The organism is Streptomyces sp. NPDC006544, assembly GCF_040611715.1.
GTDB lineage: Bacteria > Actinomycetota > Actinomycetes > Streptomycetales > Streptomycetaceae > Streptomyces.
Genome location: NZ_JBEXOV010000005.1, coordinates 109,516 through 132,307, shown reverse-complemented (window position 1 = coordinate 132,307; position 22,792 = coordinate 109,516). Strand labels below are relative to the sequence as shown.

The 22,792-nt window shown below is 72.9% G+C and carries 27 protein-coding genes; 16 read left to right on the top strand and 11 right to left on the bottom strand.

What is annotated here, in order from left to right; all coding sequences use genetic code 11:
- Positions 1-152 precede the first annotated feature (152 nt).
- On the top strand, positions 153-722 hold the full coding sequence (locus tag ABZY44_RS04265) for a putative immunity protein (RefSeq protein WP_356650044.1): 570 nt from the start codon (positions 153-155) through the stop codon (positions 720-722).
- Positions 723-926: 204 nt separating this feature from the next.
- Here the strand turns inward: ABZY44_RS04265 and ABZY44_RS04260 are convergent, their stop codons facing one another.
- Entirely contained in the window at positions 927-2,282 is a 1,356-nt protein-coding gene (locus ABZY44_RS04260) for a M64 family metallopeptidase (RefSeq protein ID WP_356650043.1), read from the bottom strand.
- A 139-nt stretch (positions 2,283-2,421) separates the two neighbouring features.
- Between ABZY44_RS04260 and ABZY44_RS04255 the strand changes: the two genes are divergently transcribed.
- Both ABZY44_RS04255 and ABZY44_RS04250 read left to right on the top strand, forming a co-directional pair.
- Positions 2,422-3,774, top strand: a complete 1,353-nt coding sequence (locus ABZY44_RS04255; protein WP_356650042.1) for a helix-turn-helix transcriptional regulator — start codon at positions 2,422-2,424, stop codon at positions 3,772-3,774.
- A gap of 137 nt (positions 3,775-3,911) precedes the next feature.
- Positions 3,912-4,118, top strand: a complete 207-nt coding sequence (locus tag ABZY44_RS04250) for a cold shock domain-containing protein (protein ID WP_356650041.1) — start codon at positions 3,912-3,914, stop codon at positions 4,116-4,118.
- 70 nt (positions 4,119-4,188) lie between these two features.
- Here ABZY44_RS04250 and ABZY44_RS04245 read toward each other — a convergent pair whose 3' ends face one another.
- Positions 4,189-4,674, bottom strand: a complete 486-nt coding sequence (locus ABZY44_RS04245; RefSeq protein ID WP_356650040.1) for a DUF6328 family protein — start codon at positions 4,672-4,674, stop codon at positions 4,189-4,191.
- Between the two features lie 190 nt (positions 4,675-4,864).
- The gene (locus tag ABZY44_RS04240; RefSeq protein ID WP_356650077.1) at positions 4,865-5,632 is read right to left on the bottom strand and encodes a VOC family protein; all 768 of its coding nucleotides are present in this window, start codon (positions 5,630-5,632) and stop codon (positions 4,865-4,867) included.
- Positions 5,633-5,877: 245 nt separating this feature from the next.
- On the opposite strand from ABZY44_RS04240, the gene ABZY44_RS04235 reads away from it, so the two are divergent.
- The 7 genes from ABZY44_RS04235 (at position 5,878) to ABZY44_RS04205 (ending at position 10,005) form a co-directional block, all read left to right on the top strand.
- Positions 5,878-6,381 (top strand): hemerythrin domain-containing protein, encoded by a 504-nt coding sequence (locus ABZY44_RS04235; RefSeq protein WP_356650039.1) that lies wholly within the window; start codon positions 5,878-5,880, stop codon positions 6,379-6,381.
- Positions 6,378-7,490 (top strand): cation diffusion facilitator family transporter, encoded by a 1,113-nt coding sequence (locus tag ABZY44_RS04230; RefSeq protein ID WP_356650038.1) that lies wholly within the window; start codon positions 6,378-6,380, stop codon positions 7,488-7,490. The genes ABZY44_RS04235 and ABZY44_RS04230 overlap by 4 nt, the downstream gene beginning before the upstream one ends.
- Positions 7,491-7,570: 80 nt before the next feature.
- Positions 7,571-8,272, top strand: coding sequence for a hypothetical protein (locus ABZY44_RS04225; RefSeq protein WP_356650037.1), 702 nt, complete (start codon positions 7,571-7,573; stop codon positions 8,270-8,272).
- Complete coding sequence (locus ABZY44_RS04220) at positions 8,269-8,532, top strand: hypothetical protein (RefSeq protein WP_356650036.1); 264 nt, start codon at positions 8,269-8,271, stop codon at positions 8,530-8,532. The genes ABZY44_RS04225 and ABZY44_RS04220 overlap by 4 nt, the downstream gene beginning before the upstream one ends.
- Entirely contained in the window at positions 8,529-9,278 is a 750-nt protein-coding gene (locus tag ABZY44_RS04215) for a metallophosphoesterase (RefSeq protein ID WP_356650035.1), read from the top strand. Before ABZY44_RS04220 ends, ABZY44_RS04215 begins: the two co-directional genes overlap by 4 nt.
- A 172-nt stretch (positions 9,279-9,450) precedes the next feature.
- Positions 9,451-9,606 carry a DUF6131 family protein gene (locus ABZY44_RS04210; RefSeq protein ID WP_356650033.1) on the top strand — a complete coding sequence of 52 codons (156 nt, stop codon included), beginning with the start codon at positions 9,451-9,453 and terminating at the stop codon, positions 9,604-9,606.
- A 165-nt stretch (positions 9,607-9,771) separates the two neighbouring features.
- Entirely contained in the window at positions 9,772-10,005 is a 234-nt protein-coding gene (locus tag ABZY44_RS04205; RefSeq protein ID WP_356650032.1) for a DUF6213 family protein, read from the top strand.
- A 13-nt stretch (positions 10,006-10,018) separates the two neighbouring features.
- Here ABZY44_RS04205 and ABZY44_RS04200 read toward each other — a convergent pair whose 3' ends face one another.
- Together ABZY44_RS04200 and ABZY44_RS04195 are read right to left on the bottom strand one after the other, a co-directional pair.
- On the bottom strand, positions 10,019-10,714 hold the full coding sequence (locus tag ABZY44_RS04200; RefSeq protein ID WP_356650031.1) for an HAD family hydrolase: 696 nt from the start codon (positions 10,712-10,714) through the stop codon (positions 10,019-10,021).
- A gap of 166 nt (positions 10,715-10,880) precedes the next feature.
- Positions 10,881-11,372, bottom strand: a complete 492-nt coding sequence (locus ABZY44_RS04195) for a flavin reductase family protein (protein ID WP_356650030.1) — start codon at positions 11,370-11,372, stop codon at positions 10,881-10,883.
- A 236-nt stretch (positions 11,373-11,608) separates the two neighbouring features.
- On the opposite strand from ABZY44_RS04195, the gene ABZY44_RS04190 reads away from it, so the two are divergent.
- The 4 genes from ABZY44_RS04190 to ABZY44_RS04175 all read left to right on the top strand — a co-directional run bounded on the left by ABZY44_RS04190 (position 11,609) and on the right by ABZY44_RS04175 (position 13,455).
- Positions 11,609-11,776, top strand: coding sequence for a CsbD family protein (locus tag ABZY44_RS04190; protein WP_356650029.1), 168 nt, complete (start codon positions 11,609-11,611; stop codon positions 11,774-11,776).
- A gap of 115 nt (positions 11,777-11,891) precedes the next feature.
- The gene (locus ABZY44_RS04185; RefSeq protein ID WP_356650028.1) at positions 11,892-12,404 is read left to right on the top strand and encodes an anti-sigma factor antagonist; all 513 of its coding nucleotides are present in this window, start codon (positions 11,892-11,894) and stop codon (positions 12,402-12,404) included.
- A 154-nt stretch (positions 12,405-12,558) separates the two neighbouring features.
- Positions 12,559-12,927 (top strand): STAS domain-containing protein, encoded by a 369-nt coding sequence (locus ABZY44_RS04180; RefSeq protein WP_356650027.1) that lies wholly within the window; start codon positions 12,559-12,561, stop codon positions 12,925-12,927.
- Positions 12,928-12,936: 9 nt separating this feature from the next.
- On the top strand, positions 12,937-13,455 hold the full coding sequence (locus ABZY44_RS04175; protein ID WP_356650026.1) for an ATP-binding protein: 519 nt from the start codon (positions 12,937-12,939) through the stop codon (positions 13,453-13,455).
- Positions 13,456-13,615: 160 nt separating this feature from the next.
- Here ABZY44_RS04175 and ABZY44_RS04170 read toward each other — a convergent pair whose 3' ends face one another.
- From ABZY44_RS04170 to ABZY44_RS04150, 5 genes are all read right to left on the bottom strand, one after another.
- Positions 13,616-14,572 (bottom strand): SigB/SigF/SigG family RNA polymerase sigma factor, encoded by a 957-nt coding sequence (locus tag ABZY44_RS04170; protein WP_356650025.1) that lies wholly within the window; start codon positions 14,570-14,572, stop codon positions 13,616-13,618.
- Between the two features lie 148 nt (positions 14,573-14,720).
- Positions 14,721-17,285 (bottom strand): SpoIIE family protein phosphatase, encoded by a 2,565-nt coding sequence (locus tag ABZY44_RS04165; protein ID WP_356650024.1) that lies wholly within the window; start codon positions 17,283-17,285, stop codon positions 14,721-14,723.
- Between the two features lie 84 nt (positions 17,286-17,369).
- Positions 17,370-18,083 carry an alpha/beta hydrolase fold domain-containing protein gene (locus tag ABZY44_RS04160; RefSeq protein WP_356650023.1) on the bottom strand — a complete coding sequence of 238 codons (714 nt, stop codon included), beginning with the start codon at positions 18,081-18,083 and terminating at the stop codon, positions 17,370-17,372.
- Between the two features lie 387 nt (positions 18,084-18,470).
- Positions 18,471-19,391: an RNA polymerase sigma-70 factor gene (locus ABZY44_RS04155; protein WP_356650076.1), complete on the bottom strand. Its 921-nt coding sequence runs from the start codon at positions 19,389-19,391 to the stop codon at positions 18,471-18,473.
- A 139-nt stretch (positions 19,392-19,530) separates the two neighbouring features.
- Complete coding sequence (locus ABZY44_RS04150; RefSeq protein WP_356650022.1) at positions 19,531-20,736, bottom strand: FAD-dependent oxidoreductase; 1,206 nt, start codon at positions 20,734-20,736, stop codon at positions 19,531-19,533.
- 270 nt (positions 20,737-21,006) lie between these two features.
- Between ABZY44_RS04150 and ABZY44_RS04145 the strand changes: the two genes are divergently transcribed.
- Both ABZY44_RS04145 and ABZY44_RS04140 read left to right on the top strand, forming a co-directional pair.
- Positions 21,007-21,672: a HEAT repeat domain-containing protein gene (locus ABZY44_RS04145; RefSeq protein WP_356650021.1), complete on the top strand. Its 666-nt coding sequence runs from the start codon at positions 21,007-21,009 to the stop codon at positions 21,670-21,672.
- Between the two features lie 62 nt (positions 21,673-21,734).
- The gene (locus ABZY44_RS04140; protein ID WP_356650020.1) at positions 21,735-22,259 is read left to right on the top strand and encodes a GNAT family N-acetyltransferase; all 525 of its coding nucleotides are present in this window, start codon (positions 21,735-21,737) and stop codon (positions 22,257-22,259) included.
- A 10-nt stretch (positions 22,260-22,269) separates the two neighbouring features.
- Here the strand turns inward: ABZY44_RS04140 and ABZY44_RS04135 are convergent, their stop codons facing one another.
- A complete protein-coding gene (locus tag ABZY44_RS04135) occupies positions 22,270-22,662 on the bottom strand; it encodes a hypothetical protein (RefSeq protein ID WP_356650019.1) in 393 nt (130 codons plus the stop codon).
- Between the last annotated feature and the right edge of the window lie 130 nt (positions 22,663-22,792).

Sequence of the window (22,792 nt, the reverse complement as noted above, 5' to 3'; positions counted from 1 at the left end):
ACCCTCCTGTAGCGGCCTGCAGCCTGTGCCCACCCCTTCTCGTTCCAACGTACGCCGGGTCGACCGGGTGCACGTGTCGAAGCGGGGCCGCGAGGACGTCCCCGCACGCCGCTCCGCGCCCTGCGGCCCGCGCCCTTTGGCAGGATGGAGCCATGCCAACCGAGTCGGACACGATCGAGCTGACCGAGGACGAACTCCGGGAGATCGCGGGCTACGCCGCCGATTGTGCGCGCAGGGTGCTGGCGATCTTCGAACGGGACCTCCCCGCCGATACGCGTCCTCGCGACGCCCTCGACGCGGCCGACGCCTTCGCCGCGGGCGGCCGGCGTACGAACGCCCTGCGTCAGCGCGCGTGGGCGGCGTACAAGGCCGCACAGGAGGCCGCTTCACCCGCTGCATCCGCTCCACCCGTGTCGACCGCCCCCTTCCCGTCGCCCGCCGCGATCGACGCGGCGCGGGCGGCGAGCCATGCGGCGGCCGCCGGATACCTCCACCCCAAGGCAAGCGCCCACCAGGTGAAACACATCCTCGGTGCGGCGGCGCACGCGGCGCGGGCGGAGGAGTTGGCAGGGGTGGGCGCGGATGCGGGAACCCTCGCATGGGCCCGTCACCACGCACCGCCCGCGGTCGCCGCCGTGCTCGGCCGGCTGCCCGCCGCACCGCCCGGAGGCGGACGGGTGGGGGAACTCATCCGCGATCTCGACGCCGGTCTGCGTGCCTGAGGCGGACCCGGTCAGCCTGCGACGTCACGTGCAGGTGCGCGCGCTGTCCGTCGGCTACGGGCCGGTCCGGGCGCTGCGCTCCGTCTCGACGGCCCCTCCCGTGCGGTCACGGGCCGAAGGGCCTTCGGACGCGGTGTTCGCCGGCGTCCGAAGGCCCTTCGCGTCGCCCGGGCAGGGCCCGGGCGCTCGTGCCGGTGCCCCTGCCTACAGGCGGACGTTCCAGTCGACGGTGGAGCGCAGCGTGCGGGCGGTCTTCGGGTCGCGCACCGAGGGGGTGCGGTCCTCGGCGGTGACCGACAGCTTGTGCGTCCGCAGGTCGAAGAGCCACAGGTCGGTGACGCGCACCTCGCTGCGCCCCGCCAGGTGCTTCAGCTCGCGCCCGTCGAGGTACCAGCGGACCACGAGCTGGCGTCCGTCCGCGCCGGTCAGCCGGGGTACGGCCGCCTTCGCGGTGTCCCGCAGCCGCAGCGTGCGGTCCGTCGGGGTGAGCGGGGTGACGGCCCTGGCGTGCTGGTAGAAGCCGGCGATCATCGACTCGACCCCGGGCAGGTTGAAGGGCTTGCCCAGCACCCTCATGAGCGAGTTGTCGGTGGGCCGCTGGAGCCCGGTGACGAAGTAGCCGCCGCCCTCGTACGCGCCGACGGTGCCGCCGTCCGGGGAGGGCTCCCCCAGCCAGCGGTACCACTTGGCCCGCTGCCGGGCCATCCGGTCGGCGGTCAGGGTGGAGATGTTGGACTCGGCGGGTTCGGGGCCGGTGTACTTCTCGTAGTCCGGGACGCCGGGGTAGAAGTACTCGTCTGCGAGCTTTCCGAGCGAGTGGCCGGTCTCGTGGATGGCGACCTGGCCGGACTTTGCGTTGTCCGCGGAGGCGGTGGAGATGCCCTCGTAACCGAGCGTGGCGCTGGGCTCGTTGTAGCCCGCGCCGCCGTACTTGGCGCTGTTGGCGAGGACGATGACGAGGTCGGCCTCCGGCGCCTTCGACACGTAGGTGTCGACCTTGGGCTGGTCTATGCAGAGCAGCCGCTCGATGTCCCCGCACCAGAAGTACGCGCCCAGCGCCGTGTCGCGGACCGTCGCGGCGTCCGGGTCGCCGGAGACGCCCGATTCGCGGGAGACGGCGTCGACCGTCCAGACGTTGAAGAGGTTCCGGTAGGTGGTGTACGGCTCCACGGCGGTCACCTCGGCCCACTTGGTCTGGGCGTCGGTGTGGAATTTCGCCAGCTCGGCGGCGGTGTAACCGTCGCCGATGATGACGACGTCCAGGCGGTCGCCGGTGGGGCCGTTGTCGACGATCTTGGTGACCTCGCCGTCGGCGGCCCGGTCGGCACCGGAGAGCCGGCCGCCGGTCCGGGCGGTCCCGCCGGCGGGGACACGGGCGTGCCCCGATCCGGCGTCGCCGCCCTGCTCGGGGCCCGGTACCTCCACCTCCACCCGCTGCTCGGCGGCCGGCGTCTCGGCCGCCCGGACGGGCCCGGCTGCCAGCAGCGCGGCGGTCGCGCAGACCGCCGCTACGGCCGCGCGCAGGACCGGTCGAACGGCTGGACGTCTGACGTGGCGCATGAAGTCCCCTCCCCGTGAAGGAAGTTAAGTAGCCATGTAAATGGACTGAAGTGGTTGCTTAAACTAAGTGGCGCACGACGGGTGCGCAATGCCCTGCTCCCCCTGAATACTGGGGAGTTCGAACAACCAAGGGGATTCCATGGACGAACCGGTCGAGATCGGCCGCCGGGTTCAGCGCATGCGCACCCAACTCGGCTGGACCCAGCGGAAACTGGCGGAACCCTCGTACACGCCGGCCTACGTCTCGACGCTGGAGTCGGGCAAGGTCCGGCCCTCCGAGGCGGCGCTGCGCTTCCTCGCGGACCGGCTCGGCACCTCCTACGAGGAGCTGGCCACCGGCCGTCCCGCCCACGTGGCCACCGAACTGCGCCTGGCCCTCACCGACGCCCAGCAGACCCTGGCCGCCGGCGCGGCCGACGAGGCCGCAGCCCACTACCGGCGCGTCCTGGCCGAGGCCGAAGGGCTCGGACTCGCCGACGAGCGGGCCGAGGCGCTGCTCGGGCTCGGTGACTGCGCCCTGGAGTCAGGTGAACTGGCCGCCGCGATCGCTCACTTCGAGGCCGCCGAACAGCTGCTGGCCGATGAGCCGCTCCCCCGCCGGGCCCGGCCGATCCGCGGCCGCGCCGTCGCGCACCTGCTCGCCGGGGAACTGCGGTACGCCTGTTACCTGCTCGAATCCACCATCGACGAGCTGGGAACGAGCGGGCTGGCCGATCCCGAGGCGCTGGTGCTGCTCCACGCCTCGATCATCGGGCCGTACATCGACATGGGCGCCCACGCCCGGGCCGCCCACGCCGCCGAGGTCGCCCTGTCGCTGGCGCCACACGTCGGCGACCCGGCCCTGGTCGCGGGCATGCACCGGCAGGTGGCGCGGACGTTCCTCGCCGAGGGACGCGTGGCCGCCGCCGACGCCTCCCTCGCCAAGGCCCAGGCGATCTACGGGCAGCTGCAACTGCGGACCGACCTCGCGCACTGCCACTGGATGCGGGGGTACGTACAGGCCCAGAACGGTGATCTGGCCGCCGCCGAAGGGGAGTTGCGGACGGCCCGGGAGATGCTCGCCGCCGGCCGCGCGGCCCTGTACACCGCTCAGGTGGACGTCGAGCTGGCCGACGTACTGCGCCGGCTCGGCCGGCACGAGGAAGCCGCCGAGCTGCTCTCGGCGCTGCTGGAGCTGGGGGAGAGCCACGGGGCCGTGCACGCGGGCGGCGCCCACCGGCTGCTCGGCCTCATGGCGGAGGAACGCGGCGAGCCGGAGTCCGCCGAGGAGCACTACGTACGGGCCCTCGCGCTGCTGGAGCGCAGCGGCGCGACCGGCGACCTCGCCGACCTGTGCCGGCTCCTCGGTGACTTGCTGCGGCGCACCGGCCGGACCGAGGCGGCCCTGGACGCCTACCGGACGGGCCTCGGACACCGGGCGGCGCCGGGCACGACCACCCTGGGTCCGGCACCCGCGGCGCCGGCGTTCCCGCCCCGGCCGGCGCCCCGGTAGCCGCCGGGCGGGCGGGTACGCCGGCCCGCCCGCGCGGCGTACCGGTACTCCATCACTCCATGGCACCGACGCCGTCGGCGTGGGACATTGGGGACAAAGGGGCCAGACGCGAGGGTGAGGGTGCGGGGTGGTGACCGATGACCGAGCGCTGCACCGGCTTCATCCAGTCCTACAACCGCCAGGCGGGTCATGGCTTCCTCGTGCCCCTGGGCCGCCGAGAGCCGGTCTTCTTCGAGCAGACGGACATCGAGGGACCGGACAAAGGCCTCTCCGTCGACCAGCAGGTCACCTTCGTCCTCGTCCTCGGCGACGGCCGCTTCGTCGCCAAGGAGATCCGCCCCTGACGGCGCCGCGGGACACCTCTCGACCGCCCGTCGGCGCTTCCCGGGGACCCTGGCCGGCCCCCGGCCACGGTCAGCGTTGGGCGGTGTAGCGGACCCGGGCCCACAGGGGCAGCACGAACCAGCACAGCAGGTACCAGGTGAAGACTCCCCCGACGAGCCATGTCGCGAGGGGGTTGTGGGTCGCCACCCGCAGGACGAGGAGGAGCGCCGCCGTGCTCGTCGCCAGGAGCAGGACGAGGCCCGTGAACGTCAGCCGGGCGGCCCACGCGACCGCCTCGGGCTTGATCTGGCGGCCCGAGACGATGCGGTGGAAGGCGACCGGCCCGATCAGCGCTCCCGTGGCGAGCGCCCCCAGCACCACCGTCACGATGTAGATCGTCTTCTCCGTCTCGGCGAGTCCGGCGAAGACGGGGGTGAAGGCGACCGTGAGCAGGAATCCGAACAGGATCTGGACTCCCGTCTGGGCGACACGTATCTCCTGGATGAGCTCCGTCCACTGCCGGTCCGCACGTTCCTCCGCGGTCTCGTCCCGGCCCCCGCCTGTGCCGCTCTGCATGCAGCGCCTCCCTGATGCGTGTCGTCACGCGGCGCCTACCCCGTCGCACTCACCGCATGCTCCAGGGACCCGGCCCGGCCTCGGTCCCGGCCGGTGCCGGTCGGCTCGGTTCGCGGGTCGGCTCGGGTCAACTCGGGCCGGCTCGGTTCGCGGGTCGGCTCAGGACCGCGCGGCTCCGCCCCGGTCGGCGTCAGTCCTCGGAGGTCGCTCGCCGCCCCGCCCCGGCCGAGGCGTCCCCCGCCGCGACCACCGTGAAGAGCGCCCCCTCGGCATCGGCGAGCACCATCCAGCGGTTCGCGCCGGTGGTCTCCACGGCGGATGCGGCCCTCCCGCCCAGCCGGGTGGCGGCCTCGACGGCCGCCTCCAGGTCGGGCACGACGAAGTGGACGTGCCAGCGGGGCCGGACCTGCGGGTCGGGGTCTTCTTCGAGGGCTCCGCCGCTGATGCGCGCGACGGTGTCGCGGTGGTGGCGAAGGACGACGTGGTCGTGCTCGTAGGACACCGTGCAGCAGCCCGGATCCTCCCCGGCCCAGCCGAGGACCTCACCGTAGAAGATGGCCGCGGCGAAGGCGTCGCGCGTCCGCAGCTCCAGCCAGGCCGGCGCGCTCTCGCGCCCCACCGTCCAGTCCGGGATGACCTCGCCCTGCCAGAACCCGAACGCGGCCCCCGCGGGGTCCGCGGCGAGGCCGGCGCGCCCGGTGCCGAAGGCCAGGGGCCCGACCGCCATGGTCGCGCCGCGTTCCCGGATCCGCGACGCGACGAGGTCGGCGTCCTCGACGGCGAAGTACGGCGTCCACGCGACCGGCATGCCGAAGCGCCCGGCCATCGCGCCGATGCCCGCCACGGGGGCACTGCCCCGGAAGGCGACCGAGAAGCCGTCCCCGAGGCGGGTACGGCGGAATTCCCAGCCCAGCACGGCGGCGTAGAACCGCTCGGCGGCAGCGAGGTCCCGAGCCATGAGGCTCACCCAGCACGGCGCACCGACCACCTCGTGACTCGACGTCGACACGCTGTCCACCTCATCCGCCGCACGCACATTTCGGACATGACCTCTCCACCGTAGCTCCCTCGGCCGGGCGAACCCCCGGCCGTGCACCCGTCCGGGGGAAGACCGGTCGCGCGTGCCGGTCTCGTCCAACCCGGGTTTGAACTCGCCGCCATCGAGCAAGCGCCGGATGAAACCCGAGCACAGGAGGACACCGCATGACCGCGGACAAGCAGGAGAACCAGGACATCGTCGCCGTGATCCTCGAGGACCACCGCACGATGGAGGACCTCTTCCGTCAGATGCGCAGCGTGGAGGCGGACCGGGCGGGCGCCCTCGCGAAGTTCTCCGCGCTCCTCATCGCGCACGGCGAGGCCGAGGAGTCCGAGGTCTACGGCGCCCTGAAACGGTTCAAGGACGTGGACAACGAGGAGGTCGAGCACGGAGCCGAGGAGCACGCCGAGGGCAACGAGGCGCTCCTGGCCCTGCTCGAGGTGTCCGAGGTCGGCTCCGACGCGTGGGACTCGCGCCTGGAGGACCTGGTCAAGGCGGTCTCCCACCACCTCGACGAAGAGGAGCGCACGATCCTCAACGGCGCCAGGGAGAGCGTCCCGGACGAGCGGCGGGCCGAGCTCGCGGTCGCCTTCCTGCGGGAGCGGGAGCGGCACCTCGCCGCCGACTGCGGCAGCATCGAAAACGTACGCGCAGTCGTACGGGGATGACGGGGGCGGCGCCCGGGCCCGGGCATGCGGAGCTCCGCGGCCGGGTCGCGGACCCCGAAGCGGCCACCAGTCCCGCGGCGGACACGAGGGCGCGGGCCGGCAAGGGGCCCCGGCCCGACGCGGGTCCCGGCGCCGCCGGTCCCTCGGGGGCGGCCAAGGACGGCGAGACGCGCAAGACGGTCTGGGTCGCCCTGGCCGCCAATCTCGTCATCTGCGTGGCCAAGTGCGTCGGCGGCGTCGTCGCGGCCTCGCCCGCGCTGCTGTCGGAAGCGGCCCACTCGATCGCCGACAGCCTCAACGAGGTCTTCCTGCTCGCTTCCCTCAAGCGCAGCAGGCGCCCCGCCGACGCCCGCCATCCCTTCGGCTACGGGAAGGAGCGGTTCTTCTGGTCGCTCCTCGCCGCCGTCGGCATCTTCGTCACCGGCGGCTGTTTCTCGGTCTTCCAGGGCATCGAGGCCTTGCGCTCCGGCGGTTCGGAATCCCGCAGCGGCTACGTCATCGGCCTCCTGGTCCTCGTCCTGGCCCTGGGCGCCGAGGGCGCCTCGCTCGTGCGGGCCGTGCGCCAGGTGCGCCGGGCCGCGCGCGCCGATGGCCTGGGCATGGCGGCCGAGATCCGGGCGGGCCGCGACCCGGCCCTGCGCACCGTGCTGGCCGAGGACGGCACCGCCTGCGCCGGTGTCGTCCTGGCGATCGTCGGCGTCGCCCTGCACATGGCGACGGGGGAGATCGCGTACGAGGCCTTCGCCTCCATCCTGATCGGAGTCCTGCTCGTCTACGTCGCCTACACGCTCGGCAAGGCGGCCCGCGTGCAGCTGATCGGCGAGGCGGCGGACCCCGCTCTCCAGCGGGAGTTCCGCACCTTCCTGACGCGGCAGCCGGAGATCGACACGGTGACCGCGTTGCTCACCATGCACCTGGGTCCCGACTCGATCCTGCTGGCCGCCCGCATCGACCTGGCACCGGGCTACGACAGCGAGACCGTGGAGGACGCGATGGTACGGATCCGGCGCGAGGCGCACGGCCGCTGGCACGACCTCGACCAGGTGTTCCTCGACGTCACGGACGCGGCGACGGCCCGCAAGGACGAACAGGTCGAACGACGCCGCTGACGGGCCCGGCCGCTCCCCCGGGACCCCGCACTCCTCGCATCCGAGAGGTTTCGGGGGCCCCGTACGGGTTACGCGCTCTCATGCCCCAGAAGGCCGCCGAGCAGACGGTGAGGCACGCCGTGAACCCTCCCAGCCTCCCGACCCCGCAGGGGGTCCCTCCTCCGGACCGCCTGAGCGGAGCCGCGCCGGAGGACGGCCCGCTGCCGAAGGACCACACCCAGGCGATCCTGGACACCACCAAGCACGTGGCGGCCCTGTTGAAGGACTCCGGGCAGCCCTTCGCGCTCGCGGGCAGCGTGGCCGCCTTCGCCCACGGGCTGCCGGCCAGCTTCCAGCACGACACGGACTTCTGCGTACGGCCCGAGGACGCCGAGGCGGCGGTCAAAGCCCTCGAGGACGGCGGCATCGCCATGCGCCGCGCTCCGGAGGACTGGCTGGTCAAAGGCCGCTCGGGTGGAGAGGAGATCGACTTGATCTTCGAACTGGCCCGGCGTCCCGTGAGCACGGAGCTCCTGGAGCGGGCGAGCGTCAAGGCGGTGGACTCGGTGTGGATGCCGGTCCTGGCCCCCACCGACCTCATGGAGAGCCGCCTGTCCGCACTCTGCGAGCACTACTGCGATTTCGGCGACCTGCTGCCCATGGCCAGGATGCTGCGCGAACAGATCGACTGGGAGCGGCTGGACCGGGACCACCGGTCCGCCCCGTTGCCGGACGCCTTCTTCCACCTGCTCGAACGGCTCCGCGTCATCGAACGGGCGCGACGGACGGAGGACGGGTCATGACATCCCCCGAGCGGATCGAACGGATCGAGTACCGCATCGCCCACCTGCGCGACCGGCTGGCGCGCGAGGACGTCGCGGAGCTCGGCGTACAGATCGACACGCGCGGCGAGCGGGCCGTCGTCCGCGGGCGCGTCGCGGACGAGAAGTGCCGCGAGGCCGTCCTGCGGATCGCCGGCGAGGAGCTGGCGGGCACGGACTGGTACGCGGACCTCACGGTCAACCGCCACGGCACCCCCGACCACTCCGAGGAGCTGTCGTGATCCGCGTGGCGGCCGTGGGCGACATCCACCTCGGTCCGGACAGCGCCGGGCTGCTGCGGCCCGCCTTCGACACCCTGGGCGACTGCGCGGACCTCCTGCTCCTGGCCGGAGACCTGACCCGGCACGGGACCGCGAGGGAGGCTCGGGTGGTGGCCGGCGAGGTGGCCGGACTGGCGGTTCCCGTGGTCGCGGTGCTGGGAAACCACGACTACCAGAGCGACCAGGAGGAGGCCGTCACCCGGGAGCTGACCGATGCGGGCGTGCACGTCCTGGAGGGCGTCGGCGTGGTCCTCGACATCGCCGGTACGCGGGTGGGTGTCGCGGGGACCAAGGGCTTCTGCGGGGGCTTCGCCGGCCGCAGCGGCAGCGAATTCGGCGAACCGGAGATGAAGGCGTTCATGCGCCACAGCCGGACCTGCGCCCAGGGGCTCGAGGCCGCGCTGCGCTCGCTCCACGACGGCGGCAGCACGCTGCGCATCGCGCTCACGCACTACGCGCCCGTGCCGGACACCCTCTCCGGCGAGCCGCCCGAGATCTTCCCGTTCCTCGGCAGCTACCACCTGGCCGAGGCCATCGACGCGGCCGGAGCGGACTTCGCCGTGCACGGCCACGCGCACCTCGGCACGGAGCACGGCATGACGGCAGGGGGCGTCCACGTCCGCAACGTGGCGATGGCCGTCATAGACCAGGCCTTCGCGGTCTACCACCTCTCCCCCGACGGGACGGCACACCGCGGCGCACCGTGACATCCTCCTGGTCAGCGTGCGTACGGGCGCCCTTTCTGGGGAGACGCCTGAGGAACGATGACCCGAGCGGGGCGGGCGGAACCAGTCCCATGTGGAGGAGCATCAAGCCGCCGACAGCATGCATTTTCACCCACAAAAGGGGCAAAAGCGGCTTGCGAGATCGGAGAACATCATGATCGCACTCGGAATCGTCCTACTGATCATCGGATTCCTCCTCGGAATCTCGATCCTGTGGACTCTCGGGATCATCCTGGTCGTCATCGGCGTCATCTTCTGGATCCTGGGCGCCGTCGGACACGGGGTCGGAGGACGGCGCCACTACTACTAGGCGTTCACACTCCGGGGCGAGCCGGCGGGAGACCGCCGGCTCGCCCGTGCCCGCGCCCGTCCGGTTCGGCCCCGCCGGGACGCCCGCCCCGGCGTACGGTTGGCGCCCGGTCGAGCGGGTAACCGCTTCGGAGACTCGACGGACGCTGCCCTGGGAGGCGGTTGCATGATCCAGATATCGATACCGCTCGTCCCCGCCGATGACGGCGCGCTGCTGATCCCCGCCGACCACGTCACCGACCTGCTCCGCCGCCTCGCGGCCGACTGGGTGGAGTCGACGGACTCGGGAGACATGCGCGCCGACGAACAGACCGTCCAGGACCTGGCACGGGTGATGAGCGAGCTCGCCGATCAGATCGACGTCGAGTGCATCGGCTTCGCGTCGGCCCCGAAGCCGTAGGGCGGGTCGCCGTTCAACGGCCGGTTCCGGGATCCGTTCCGGCGGCGCCGTCGGCGGCGAAGGGGCTGCGGTCGAGGTGGGCCAGCAGGTCGGCCGGGTCCCGGTAGACGGCGAGCGCGCCGGCCTCTTCGAGATCGGCGCGGGGGATGCCGCCGCAGAGCAGCCCCACACACGAGACGCCCGCGCCGGCGGCGGCGCGCATGTCCCACACGGTGTCGCCGACGAACACGGCCCGCTGCGCGGGTGCGCCGGCGAGGTCGAGCGCCTGGCGCACGGGGTCGGGTGCGGGCTTGCCCTTCTCGACGTCGTCCGAGCTCGCCGTCGCGGTGATGGCGTCGTCGGCGCCGATGGCGCGTCGCAGCGCGTCCAGTTCAGCCTCCTTCGCGGAGGTCACGAGGACGACCCTCCAGTCGCGCCGGGCCAGTTCGCGCAGCAGATCGGCTGCCGCGTCCAGGCTCGGCAGCCGGTCGAAGTAGGTACCGTAGAGGGTGTCGTGGGCCGCACTGAGCGTCTCGTCCTCGCTCTTGTCGCGCCGGTCTCCCAACAGGTGCGCGAGCAGGTCCTCGCCGGGCAGGCCGATCGCACGGTGGATGTCGTGCATGGCGACCTCGTGGCCGCCCTGCCGCAATGCCTCCCACCAGCACGTGACGTGCAGATGATTGGTGTCGGTGAGGGTGCCGTCGACGTCGAAGAGCGCAGCGCGGTTCACGGGTGGCTCCGGCGGTCGCGCGCGGGGCTGTCCGTGGTGTGGCCGTACCGGCGCGCACGCCGGGGAGCGGAACCTCGAGGCATGATCACTCCTAGTTCTTTCGATCACTCGCATCCGTGGGGCGCCTACCCGCCGGCGTCCGGTCGCACGCGCGCCCTGTGGCGCGTCAGGCCGGGTGGCCGGGCTCCATGTCCTTCACGTCGCGGTACCGGAGCATCGGGGGCGGCTCCGCACCCTCCTCGGGCGCGCACCCCTCCGTGGGCGCCAGCAGGAAGCCCACGTGGTCCCCGCCCTCGATCCGCTCCTCGATCCGGCCGGTGAACCAGGCGCGGACCCCGGTCAGCACCAGGCCTCCCGCGTCGCCCGGCCGCCATGAGGCGCGCGCGAACTTGTCCACCCGGTCGCCGGTCTCTCCCCCGAAGAGCTCGGCCAGCCCGCGCTGCTCGCGGCTCAGCGCGTGCACGGTCAGGGACGAGGCCTCGCGCGCGACCCGGCAGGTGCGGTTGGCGACGGACAGCCAGACCATGAACCGCGGCGGCTCGATCGAGCACTGCGAGGCGAAGCCCACCAGGCAGCCCGCCCGTTCGCCGCCAGCCGTGGCGGTGACGACGAACATCGGGCCGTCGAGTACAGCGGCGAAGGCACCCAGGTCTGTCATGACGGCTCCCAGCGGCTCGGCGACGGCCCGGCGCCCAGGGGGCCGGTGCCGTCTGGCGGCTACCCCCGCCATCGGCGTGCAATCGGGCCGCTCGGACTCACCAGGTCGGGCCGGCGCGGAGCCATGAGCCGCTCCAGTCGAACGCGAAGCGGATGTTTCAGGACAAATTGCGAGCTGAGGTCGGCTGACGCATGGTGGGCACCAGTAACCCTCACCCCGGAAGGAACGACCTCGTCATGAGCAAGGCAAAGGCAAAGGCGAAGCAGGCCAAGGGCAAGATGAAGGAGACCGCGGGCAGCGCGATGGACGACAAGCGCATGGAGGCGGAGGGCAGTGCCGAGCGGATGAGCGGCAAGGCCGGGGAGACGGCGTCGAAGACCGCGGAGAAGATGAAGAGGCACTGACCCACGCTGGTGACCCCACCCCGGCGCGACCCGCGCCGTCACGCTCCCGCCCCGGGATTCCGACCGGGGCGGGAGCGTCGGCGCGGGGGGCCGGGACCCGCGACCGAGGAGCCGGATGTCCGCACAGCAGGATCCCCCGACGCCGGAGAGCGTCCCGCCGGACCACGACGAGCCGCATCACGACGAGCCGGATGCCCTCGGACCGGGCACGGCCGGGCCGAGTGCCGACGAGCCGAGTACCGCCGGGCCGAGTACCGACGAGCCGAGTACCGCCGGGCCGAGTACCGACGAGCCGGACCCCGTCCGGCCGCCGTCCACGGGCCCGCCGTCGGAAACGGTCGTGGTCCGCCTGTCGGGCGAGATGGACATCACCCGCGTCTCGGAGGTGCGCACCGTACTCCTGCGCGCCGTGACCCGCCCGGACGGGCCCGCCGAGATCGTCGTCGACCTCAGCGACCTGACGTTCTGCGACTCCTCGGGGCTCAACGCCCTGCTCCGGGCCCGGCTCGAGGCGGTCGAATCCGGCCATACGCTGCGGTTGGCCGCACCGACCCCCCAGATGCGGCGCCTGCTGGAGCTCACCGGCACCCTCGGACTCTTCCCCATCGACCCCGCACCGCCGGCCTGACCGCAGAGCGCGCGGCGCAGGCGGCTGCCTCCCGCCACCCGCCCTCCCCCGCCGGTACCGGTCCGGCCCCGCGCTGCCGCCCGCCGTGTTTGGCGGCGCGCGGGAGGGTAGGCGCGAGATGAAGCCGGACAGGGACCAGCGTGAGGGGTACACGATGCCGACGGCGGACAGTGATCGCCTTGTTGTCGACGTGCGACCCGTCGGCGGGGCTACCGTCCTGGCGCTGGCCGGGGAACTGGATCACGACACCGCCGAGCCCTTGAGGGCGGCCCTGCAGGCCGCCAGGGCTCCCGGCAGGCAGCGCCTGCTCGTCGACTTCAGCAGGCTGGACTTCTGCGATTCCACAGGCTTGAACGTGCTGCTGCGCAACCGGCTCGCGATGCAGGAGACGGGCGGCAGCCTCGAACTGGTCGGCCTTCACCAGCCGATCAAACGCATGTTCCGCATCACCGGCGCGGACGGCCTCTTCCCCCTCCATCCCGATGTCGAGGCGGCGCTGGCGAACCCGCCGGGGGCGCAGTGAGGAGCACCGATGAGAGAGCACCGGGCACCGGAACGGATCCGGCGCATGGTGCTGCACGACACCGCCGACGCCGTCAGCCGGTGCCGCGACTTCACCCGCCGGGCCCTGACCGACTGGCAGTGGCTGCCGGGCGCCGACCGTGGGACCGCCGCCGAGGCCGACGCCGCCGCCGACGCGCTGCCGGCCGAGGACGCCCTGCTGGTGGTGTCCGAAGTAGTGGCCAATGCCTGCATGCACGCGGGCGGACCGAAGTCGCTGCTGCTGCGGTGCAGCCGGGAGCGGCTGCGCATCGAGGTCACCGACGGAAGCACCGACGCACCGGCCGCCCGGGTCCACGCGGACCCGGGCCTGCCCGGTGGCCACGGGCTCCTGATCGTGGAGCGGCTGGCCGCGCAGTGGGGCTCGGAACCGGTGGACGGCGGGAAGTGCGTGTGGGTGGAGATCGACGCGCCGCCGGACCTCGCGAACCGGCAGGCCGGCGGAGTGGTGGCCGGACGGGCGTCCCCGCCCGGCCCCGAGCCGACCTGAACCGGCCCGCGCCGCGGGGCTCGCGGCCCGGGCCCGTGCCGACGGGCCGGAGCGCGGCACCACGAGCGGAGCAAGCCCGGCACACGAGCAGAGCACCGGCACCCGGACCCCCGCGCCCAGGTGCCGGTCAGTCTTTCGGCCGACTCGGTCTTCCGGCCGACTACGAGCAGTCCTGCGGCGGGGCGTCACCCGGGCGGTCGCCCTCGCCCGGCGACGCGGCCTCGTCGTCACCCTCGGGCTCCTCGGACAGCATCCCGGCCCGCAACTCGGTCATGATCCGGCACAGCAGCCGGGAAACGTGCATCTGCGAGAGGCCGAGCCGGTCACCGATCTCGGCCTGGGTCAGCTCCTGGCCGAAGCGCAGCGAAAGGATCTGCCGGTCGCGCTCACTGAGCGTGGCAAGCAGCGGTTTCAGCGTCTCCAGGCATTCGATGAGGTCGTACGCCTCCTCCTCCTCCCCCAGCGGGAGTGCCCGGGGAGCCGTGTCCACTTCGGGTCCCGCCGGAGCGTCGAGGGAGCCGGCGGTGTATCCGTTGGCTGCCTGGCGGCCTTCGGCGAGCTCGGCGGTGCTGATCCCGAGGCGCTGCGCGATCTCGTCGTCGGTCGGGCGCCGTCCCAGGGACTGTTCGAGGGTGTCGTGTGCCTTCGCGATGTCCAGGCGGAGCTCCTGGAGCCGTCGCGGGACCTTCACGGACCAGCTGGTGTCCCGGAAGAACCGCTTCATCTCGCCGGTGACGGTGGGGATGGCGAACGTGGTGAACTCGACGCCGCGCTCGACGTCGTACCGGTTGATGGCCTTGATCAGGCCGACCGTACCCACCTGGACGATGTCCTCCAGCGGCTCGGAGCGGTTGCGGAACCGCCGCGCCACGTACTTCACCAGGCTGAGGTTGAGTTCGACGAGCGTGTTGCGGACGTACGAGTACTCGGGCGTCCCCTCCTGCAGGCCGTTCAGGCGGCGGAAGAGCGCGACGGACAGGGTCCGCGCGTCCGCCGTGCTGACTGCCAGCCGGTCCTCGGGAGCAGCGGGTACCCCTTGGGCCTCGGAGACATCGGGGGTTCCGACGTAGGGCTCGAGGGGGAGCGGGTCCGCGGTGTCGCGGGAAACGGATGACATGAGCGTCCTCCGACGGGTTGTGGGTATCGTCCGGCCCGGGTCGGGCCGGTGGAACCGTCGTGGTCTTCCCGAGGGGATATACCCGCAAGGGAGGTCCTTTGACCCTCCTCGTGCCACAACGGATCGCGGCGAGGTCACCGCACACATTCTAGGGTTCGGCCGCGCCCCGCTCGGCTGCGGCCCGCTCGGCCGGGGCGGGCCGGACGGCCGCTTCGTGCGGAACGTGCAGGTCCATGACGCAGATGTCATCGCGGTGGCCCGGGCGCCGCGCGGCGAGCGTCCGGGCGAGGGAGGCGCCGCGGCCCTCCCGGAGGAGTCCCAGGGTGGTGGCGGCGAGCCGGTCGAGTCCCGTCTCGATGTCCTCGCCCGGTTCCTCCACGAGTCCGTCGGTGAAGAGCAGCAGGTGGTCGCCGGGGAGGAGGCCGAGCACGGCCTGCCCGTAGACGGCGTCGGGCGCGGCACCGAGGAGGCTGCCCTGCGGCTGGTCGAGGAAGTCCGCCCGGTCACCCCGGATCAGCAAGGGGGGCAGGTGTCCCGCCCGTACCCAGATCAGGCGCCGGTCCCAGGGCTGGTAGCGGGCCATGACCATCGTGGCGGTCTCGGTGGAGGACGGGTCCGAAGCAGTGTGGAGCAGGAGGGTGTTGAGCCGGCGCAGTACGTCGGGGAGGGCCGAGCCGGTGACGGTCATGCCTTTGGTGGTGAAGCGCAGCTGGGCCATGGTGCTCACGGCGGCCAGACCGTGACCTGCCACGTCTCCGACGACGAACAGGGCGCTCTTGTCCGGGAGTTCGATGGCGCTGTACCAGTCGCCGCCGACGTTGATCCCCCGGTCGGCGGGGACGTAGGCGACGTCGACGCGCAGGCCGGCCAGTTCCAGGGACTGCTCGGCGATCGGCAGCAGCGTGTTCTGGAGGCTTGCGGCGAGCGCCCGTTCGGCCTGGAGCATGCCCCGCTGGAGGAGGACGGCGCGCTCGCTGTCGCGCAGCGCGAGCTCGGCCCCGCGCTGCGCGCTGAGGTCCTGGAAGAAGCCGTGGACCTCGACCGGGTTGCCGTCCACGTCCGTCTGGGCCTCGGCGACGATCCGCAGGTGGCGTACGCCGTGCGCGGTGGTGATCCGGAACGGCTGGTCGATGGGCTCCCCCGCGCTCAGGAGCCGCTGGACGGCCGCACCCAGGCTCGGGAGATCGTCGGGGAGCAGGTGACCGGGCAGTTCCTCCAGCGACATGGGCCCTTGCCGGGGATCGCGGTCGAAGATGGCGTAGACCTGATCGGACCAGGTGATGGTGTCCGTGGTGAGGTTCCAGCCGGCCCAGCCCAGGTTGCCCAGCCGCTGCATGTCGGCCAGCCGCCGGGCCTCGCGCTCATGGGTGTGGCGGACCCACGACACGACCAGGTGGTCCCCCAGCCGGGAGGCCCGGACCGAGTAGACCGACTCGTGCGGGAGGCCGGACACCACCTCTACATAGGTGAACGGCTCTCCTTCGTACCCGGTTCCGGTGGTGAGGGTCTCCAGGTACCCCTCCCACAGCGCGGTGCCCGCCACGGTCGGGTACGTCTCCAGGATCCGACGGCCCACGAGCTCCTTGCCGCGCCGGCCGGCCACGTCCACCGATTCCGGCGCCGCCGCGTCGATGCGGTAGTCCTCGACCTCGCCCGACTCCGAGCGCAAAGGGGTGAGCAGGACCGCGGATCCCTCCAGCGCGTCCAGGACCCGCTGGACGGACGTCACCTCGGCGTCGCCGCGCACCCCTGCTCCGCCGGCGTCGCGGGGGCGCTCCGGCGCCCCCAGGGGGACGGAGCACAGCCGGGCCGCCTGGCTCAGGAGTGCCCGGGTGCCGGCCGCGAAGGGGCCGGGCGCGGTGCGCAGGAAGCCGATGGCGGCCCTGGCGGGTCCGCCGGCGGGGACGGGGAGCCAGGCGCGGGAGGGCCATCGGTCCGGCGGGCCGCCGATCAGCAGGTAGTGGCGGGCGTCCTGCACCGGCTCCTCGAGCCACAGGGCCCGGCCCCCGTCGATCGCCTCGCGGGCGGCGACACCGCTCAGCGGGGGGATGTGGTGCCACTGCTCGGCGAGTGCCTTGTCGATGCCGGAGCGTCCGGTCAGCTCCAGGCTTCCGGAAGGACTCAGGGAGTAGATCATCACCGCCTCCACGCCGGTGGCTCCGCCGAGCACGGTCCGTAGCAGGTCGGCGATGTCGTCACCGCTGCGGGCCGTGGCCAGGCCGTCGGCGAGCCGTCCCAGGAGGTGGCGCAGCACGGCGTCGCCGCGGCGACCGGAGAGATAACGGTGGTGGCTGAAGGGCGAGTCGGGCCCCTGCTGCGACGTGCCCGAACCTCCGCCCGCGCCCGCCACCGCGCCCGTGCCCGCCGTGCCCGCCGTGCCCGCCGTGCCGGACGCGGAGGTGGGAGGGGTCCCGGGCCGCGGGCGGAGGCGGAGCCGGCCGAGCGTGATCCAGCACTCTTCCAGGAGGTTTCGGCCCCGTTCGGCGGCGTGCTCGAGGAGCATCTCGTACGCGGTGTCGGCGGAGACTCCCGACCGGGCCATGAGCACGCCCTTCGCCCGCTCGACGACGGCCGTGGTCGCGGCGACACCTTCCAGGTCCGCGATCTCCGACCGGAGCCTGGCCACCACCTTGGCGAGCGCCAGCACCTCGGGTGCGGCGCATTCGCCCACGGGTACGGCGCCCTCGCCCACGGGCGCGGCCTCGCCCTTCATCTTTTGAGCATGCCATGCCCACGCCCCGCGCGCCTCTGCGCGACCACGTCCGGGCGGCCCGTGATGGGAGGAGAAGAGCGCAGGTCAGGGGCGTGTGAACGGCGCAGTGGGCGCGGCGTCGGACGGTGTACCGGGCTCGGTACCGAGCTGCGTGAGGAGCCGCCGGAGCCAGCGGGTCCGGGCGTCGCGGGCGCGCTGGCTGAGAGCTGCCCGCGGTGCGACGGTGTCGAAGCCGTGGAAGGCTCCGGGCCATACGTGCAGCTCGGCCCGGCCGCCGGCCCGCCAGATCGCCTGGGCGTAGGCCACGTCCTCGTCCCTGAAGGTTTCGGCCGATCCGACCTCGATGTACGCCGGGGGCAGCCGGGACAGATCCTTGGCGCGCGCGGGAGCCGCGTGGGGCGGCAGGTCCTCGGCGCCGTACCGGTCGGCCAGCAGCGCCTGCCACGCGGTCGCGTTGGAGGTGCGGTCCCAGGTGTCGACGCCGGCCATCTGACGGCTGGAGAACGTGTGGTCACGGTCGTCGAGCATCGGGCTCAGGAGCAGCTGCCCGATGGGTACGGGGCCGCCCCGGTCGCGGGTGAGCAGGGCGAGCGCCGCGGCGAGGCCGCCTCCGGCGCTCTTCCCTCCGATCACCAGGCGGTTCGCGTCCTCGAGGTCCCGGACGGTCGGCCTGGGCCGGGCCGCGGCATCCCGCGCCTGCCGGTCCGCGAGGTTCTCCGGGGTGCACGGCTCCCGCGCCGCCTCCCCGTAGGCGGCCAGGGCCGCGCCCAGTTCGGGGTCGAAGGGCGGCGCGTCCATGGGGTGAGTCAACCAGGTGCCGGGCGACGGCCGGGACGGGGCCGTAAAAACGGCGTACCGCCGGTCCCACAGCGGTCAACCGGCGGCCGCCGGCCGGCGGATCCCCGGGCGGCGGGTTCCGGCCGGGAGAGAAACCAGGGCTGACGTGATGGTGGATCAGGACGCACGACGGCGCCGGCCGGCGGGAGTCCGCTCGCTGCGGCTGGGCGACACGAGGGTGTCGTACGCGCCGGACGGCGACGTGCGGCTCCGGCCGCTCGAACTGCTCCAGGACACCACCGCCGGACGCCTGACCGGCCGGGCCGGCCTCGCCCGGAGCGGGTCCGGCCCGGCGAGAAGCCCCCCGCAGGGGCGCGGAGGCCCCGTCGCGCACCGCGCCCGCGCTGCTCAGCTACGGGTGAGAGGGGTCTCCGACACGACGCGGGACAGCTTCTCGGGGTTGCGGACGTAGTAGAGACCCGTGATGCGGGCGTCCTCGACGCGGACCGCCATGACTCCGTCGATCTCGCCGTCCAGCCGGACGAGGAGCGCCGGAGTTCCGTTGACCACGGTGGGAGCCATGGTGATCAAGCTCCGGTTCTTACCGAGGCCGCCGAACATGAAGCGGGTCACCTTCTCGGCGCCCGCGATCGGGCGCAGGGCGGCCTGCTTGATGCCGCCGCCGTCGCTCACGAGGACGACCTCGGGGGCGAGGACGTCGAGGAGGCCCTGGGGGTCCCCGGTCTCGATCGCGCGCTGGAAGGAGGCCAGAGCCGCCCTGCTCTCAGCCGGGGAGACCGTCCGGCGCGGGCGGCGCGCGTCGACGTGCCTGCGGGCGCGGTGCGCGATCTGGCGAACGGCCTCGGGGCTCTTCTCCACGGCCGCCGCGATCTCCTCGTACCCGACGTCGAAGGCTTCGCGCAGCACGAAGACGGCCCGCTCGGTCGGCGACAGCGTCTCGAGGACGAGCATCATCGCCATCGACACGCTCTCGGCGAGCTCGACGTCCTCGGCCACGTCCGGCGCAGTGAGCAGCGGCTCGGGCAGCCATTGGCCCACGTACGCCTCCTTGCGGCGCTTCATCGTACGGAGCCGGTTGAGCGCCTGCCGGGTCGCGATCCGGACCAGGTACGCGCGGTGGTCGCGCACCTGCGCCAGCTCGACCTTGATCCACCTGAGCCAGGTCTCCTGGAGGACGTCTTCGGCGTCGGCCGCCGATCCGAGCATCTCGTAGGCGACGGTGAAGAGCAGATTGCGGTGGGCGACGAACGTCTCGGTCGCCGGGTCGGTCGCGCGGGCGGTCGCCGGTTCGGCCGCGCGGCCGGTCACGCCCCCGCCCCTCTCCCCCGCGGCGGCCGACTCGTCGCCGCGGGTCTTCTGGCGGTCGTGCACGGCAAGTTCCCCTTCCCTGAGGACCGTTCGGTCTGATCGTCCTCTCGGTGCGTCCGAGAGTAGGACACCACGGGCCCTAGACCGGCTGTTCGGCGACGGCCGGAGCCCCGTCCTGCCGGACCTCCAGGAGCTGTCCGCGCTTCGCGCCCCCCGAGACCTGGTGCAAGCCGTACGAACCGGGCTTGCCCGCCTCGCCGGCCAGCTGCTTGACGGTGCCGGCGCACACGAACTCCTTGAGCTTCGCGCCCGGGCGGCCATCGACGTGGAACCACAGCGCGACGTCGTCCCTGTGGGCGAACTGGAAGATTCCGGCGCCGCGGCCCAGGCTGATGCACTGACCGGCGAACAACTGGTTGAGGGGCGAGGGCTGCTCACCCCCGATCCGGCTGAGTACCGTGTCGGCGGCCCGCGCGCCCATCGGCATCGCGGCCTGGCAGCTCATGCGCAGCGGCAGGCCCGAGGGCGCCGCCGAGTCGCCGGCCGCGACGATGCGTACGTCGTCGACGCTCGTCAGCGTCTCGTCCGTGAGGAGGCGGCCCAGGGCGTCGGTGCGCAGCCCGCTGCGCACGGCCAGGTCCGGCACACCGAACCCGGCGGTCCAGATGGTCACTTCGCTCGGCAGCTCGCGGCCGCCGCTGAGCCGCACGGCATCGCGGGACACCGCCGTCACCCTGGTGCCGGGCCCGTCGAGCACGGTCACCCCGAGCCGGGCCAGCCGCCTGGCGACCGAACGTCGTCCCCGGGCGTGCAGGTACGGGCCGAGCGCCCCGCCGCAGACGAGCGTCACGGCGCGGCCCGCCTCCGCGAGTTCGGCGGCCGTCTCGATGCCGGTCGGACCGGCTCCGACCACGGTCACCGCCCCCGTCGCGGGCGTGGCGTCGAGGACCGGGCGCAGCCGCGCCGCCTCCTCCAGAGTGGCGATCGGGTAGGCGAACTCGGCCGCTCCGGGCACGCGCGGGTCGGCGCTGCCGCTGCCGACCGCGTAGATCAGGTAGTCGTAGCCGACCGTGCCGCCGGCCTCCAGCGTCAGGCTGCGCCCGGCCGCGTCGATCCGCGCGACGGAGTCCACCACCAGCCGGACGCCCTCGCCGAGGACCTCCCGGTACTCGACGACCGCGTCGTCGGACCCTCCCACCAGTTGGTGCAGGCGGATCCGCTCGACGAAGTTCGGGCGCGGGTTGATCAGCGTCACCGTGACGTCGTCGCGCCGCGTCAGACGGTTGGCGGCCATGACGCCGGCGTATCCGCCGCCGATCACGATCACTGCGGTGTTCTCGGTCATGGTGTCGTCTCCTTCGTTTCCTTCGTTCCAGCGGTTCGGGCACAAGACACCGCACGGCCGGCCGCCGTGACACGGTGTGGCGCACGTCACAGATGGAGGCTCGAGGGGGCCGGCCAGGAGCGGCATCCGGAGCGGCGTGAAGGCCTCGAGGGGCGACTCCCCTCCTGTCGCCGTCGCGACGGCCCTTGCTGATTGAACACGTTCAAGTGATGATGGGGCGGGGACCTTCGAGCCGTCGTCCCCCGAGTCGAGAGAAGCGGGGCAACGGCAGTGAGCACAGGTCGATGGCTACGGATTTCCCTGCAGCGGTACGTCGTCACCGCCCTTCTCGGCGGAACGGCCGCGGCCTCGGTGCTGCCGCTCCTGGGCGGCGACCCCTTCGGCGAGTCGCTCGCCGCGGGGATCGCGATGGTGCTGGTGGGGGTACCCCTCCTCACCCTCGCGACCATGTTCGTGATCGTCCTGCTGGCCGGCCGGCGCTTCGAACCGCCGACCGGCGGTGCCCAGAGGATCCGAGGAGGCTGGATGGTCGTTCTCCCGCTGGCCCCGCTCCTGCCGATCGGGCTGTTCGCCCCTCTCCAGGGTCTGATCGTGCTGGTCACCCAGCTCGTCTACGTCGTCTTCGTACTGCCGTGCCAGGATTCCCGCGACACGGCCGACGTCCTGCGCTCGCTGGCCGATCCGGCCGTCCCGGCCGAGCAGCGGGCCCGTACGGCGCGTGCGGTGGGAGAGCTCGGCACCAGGCCGGTGGTGGAGGCGCTGATGGGCGCGGCGACCGACGCCGAGCCCGAGGTCGCCGCAGCAGCCCTGGAGACGCTCTGCACCATCTGGCGCCGCGACGGCGCCATCGGCGAGGACGTGCTGCGCAGGCTTCCCGCGCAGGCCCAGGCCCAGGCCCGCGCCCTCGACGGCGTCGAGGTCCGTAGCCCCTGGTGAGCTGTCCGGCCGCCTCGCCGGGGGCAGCCGTGACCAGATGATCGGACTGTTATCGTCCGGGTATGCCCGAGCTCATCTCCCCCACCCCCCGGCTCCATGCCTCCTGGCTCGCCTCGCGCGAGGAGTGGGGGCCCGACGCCCCCATGGACGGCGCGGGTCTCGGCTTCGATGACGACGTGGAGAGCCCGGAGGGCTTCGCGGCCTGGGCGGAACGGCTGCGCGGGTACTCCGACCGGACCCTGCCGATCGAGCAGGGGCGGGTCCACGCCACGTACTGGTGGATCGCCGAGGGCGACACCTATCTGGGCGCCATCGACCTGCGTCATTACCTGAACGCGTTCCTCGTCGACGCGGGCGGACACATCGGCTACGGCGTCCGGCCCTCCGCGCGGCGGCGCGGCCTGGCCACCTGGGCGCTGGGCTCGGTCCTGTACGAGGCCCGACTGCTCGGGATGGACCGGGTCCTGCTGACCTGCGACCCGGACAACGAGGCGTCGGTGCGCACGATCGAGGGGAACGGCGGCGTGCTGGAGGACATTCGCGAGACGCTGATCGGACCCAAGCGGCGGTACTGGATCGGCCTGTGAGACCAGCTGGTCAGACGGACGTGAAGACGTCCTCGCGGGCTTCGTCGAGGATGAATCCGTTGTCGAGGCGGACCCGGACCGTCACGCGGAGCCGCTGCGCCCGGTAGGCGATCCACTCCGGTTCCAGGGAACCGACCTTCTCCTCGAGCTGCCTCTTGCTCTCGGGGGGCATCTCCTGGCCGAAGGCGTCGAGGAGCGACTTGAGGCGCTCGTACTCACGGGCTCCCTCGCTCTGGTGCTCGTGCTCCACCACCCGTTCGACGGTGCCCTCGATGCCCGCCGCGAGGGACAGGGACCCGGCGACGTGCCCCGGCGACGTCGTGGTGTCCCCCGCCGTGGCCACCCAATCGGTCAGCCTGGTGTCCGTCGCCAGCTTCACCCGCTGGCCTTCTTTCAGCGCCATCGCCTCTTCCACTCCCAGTCGCTCGCAGCTGTTCACTCGGTGGCGAGGGTAGTGGAGAGCTCCCGTCGGGGTCGCCGACGGGTCTCCGGAGGCGGGCCGGGGGACGGCATCCGCGCCGTCGGCGTCCCCG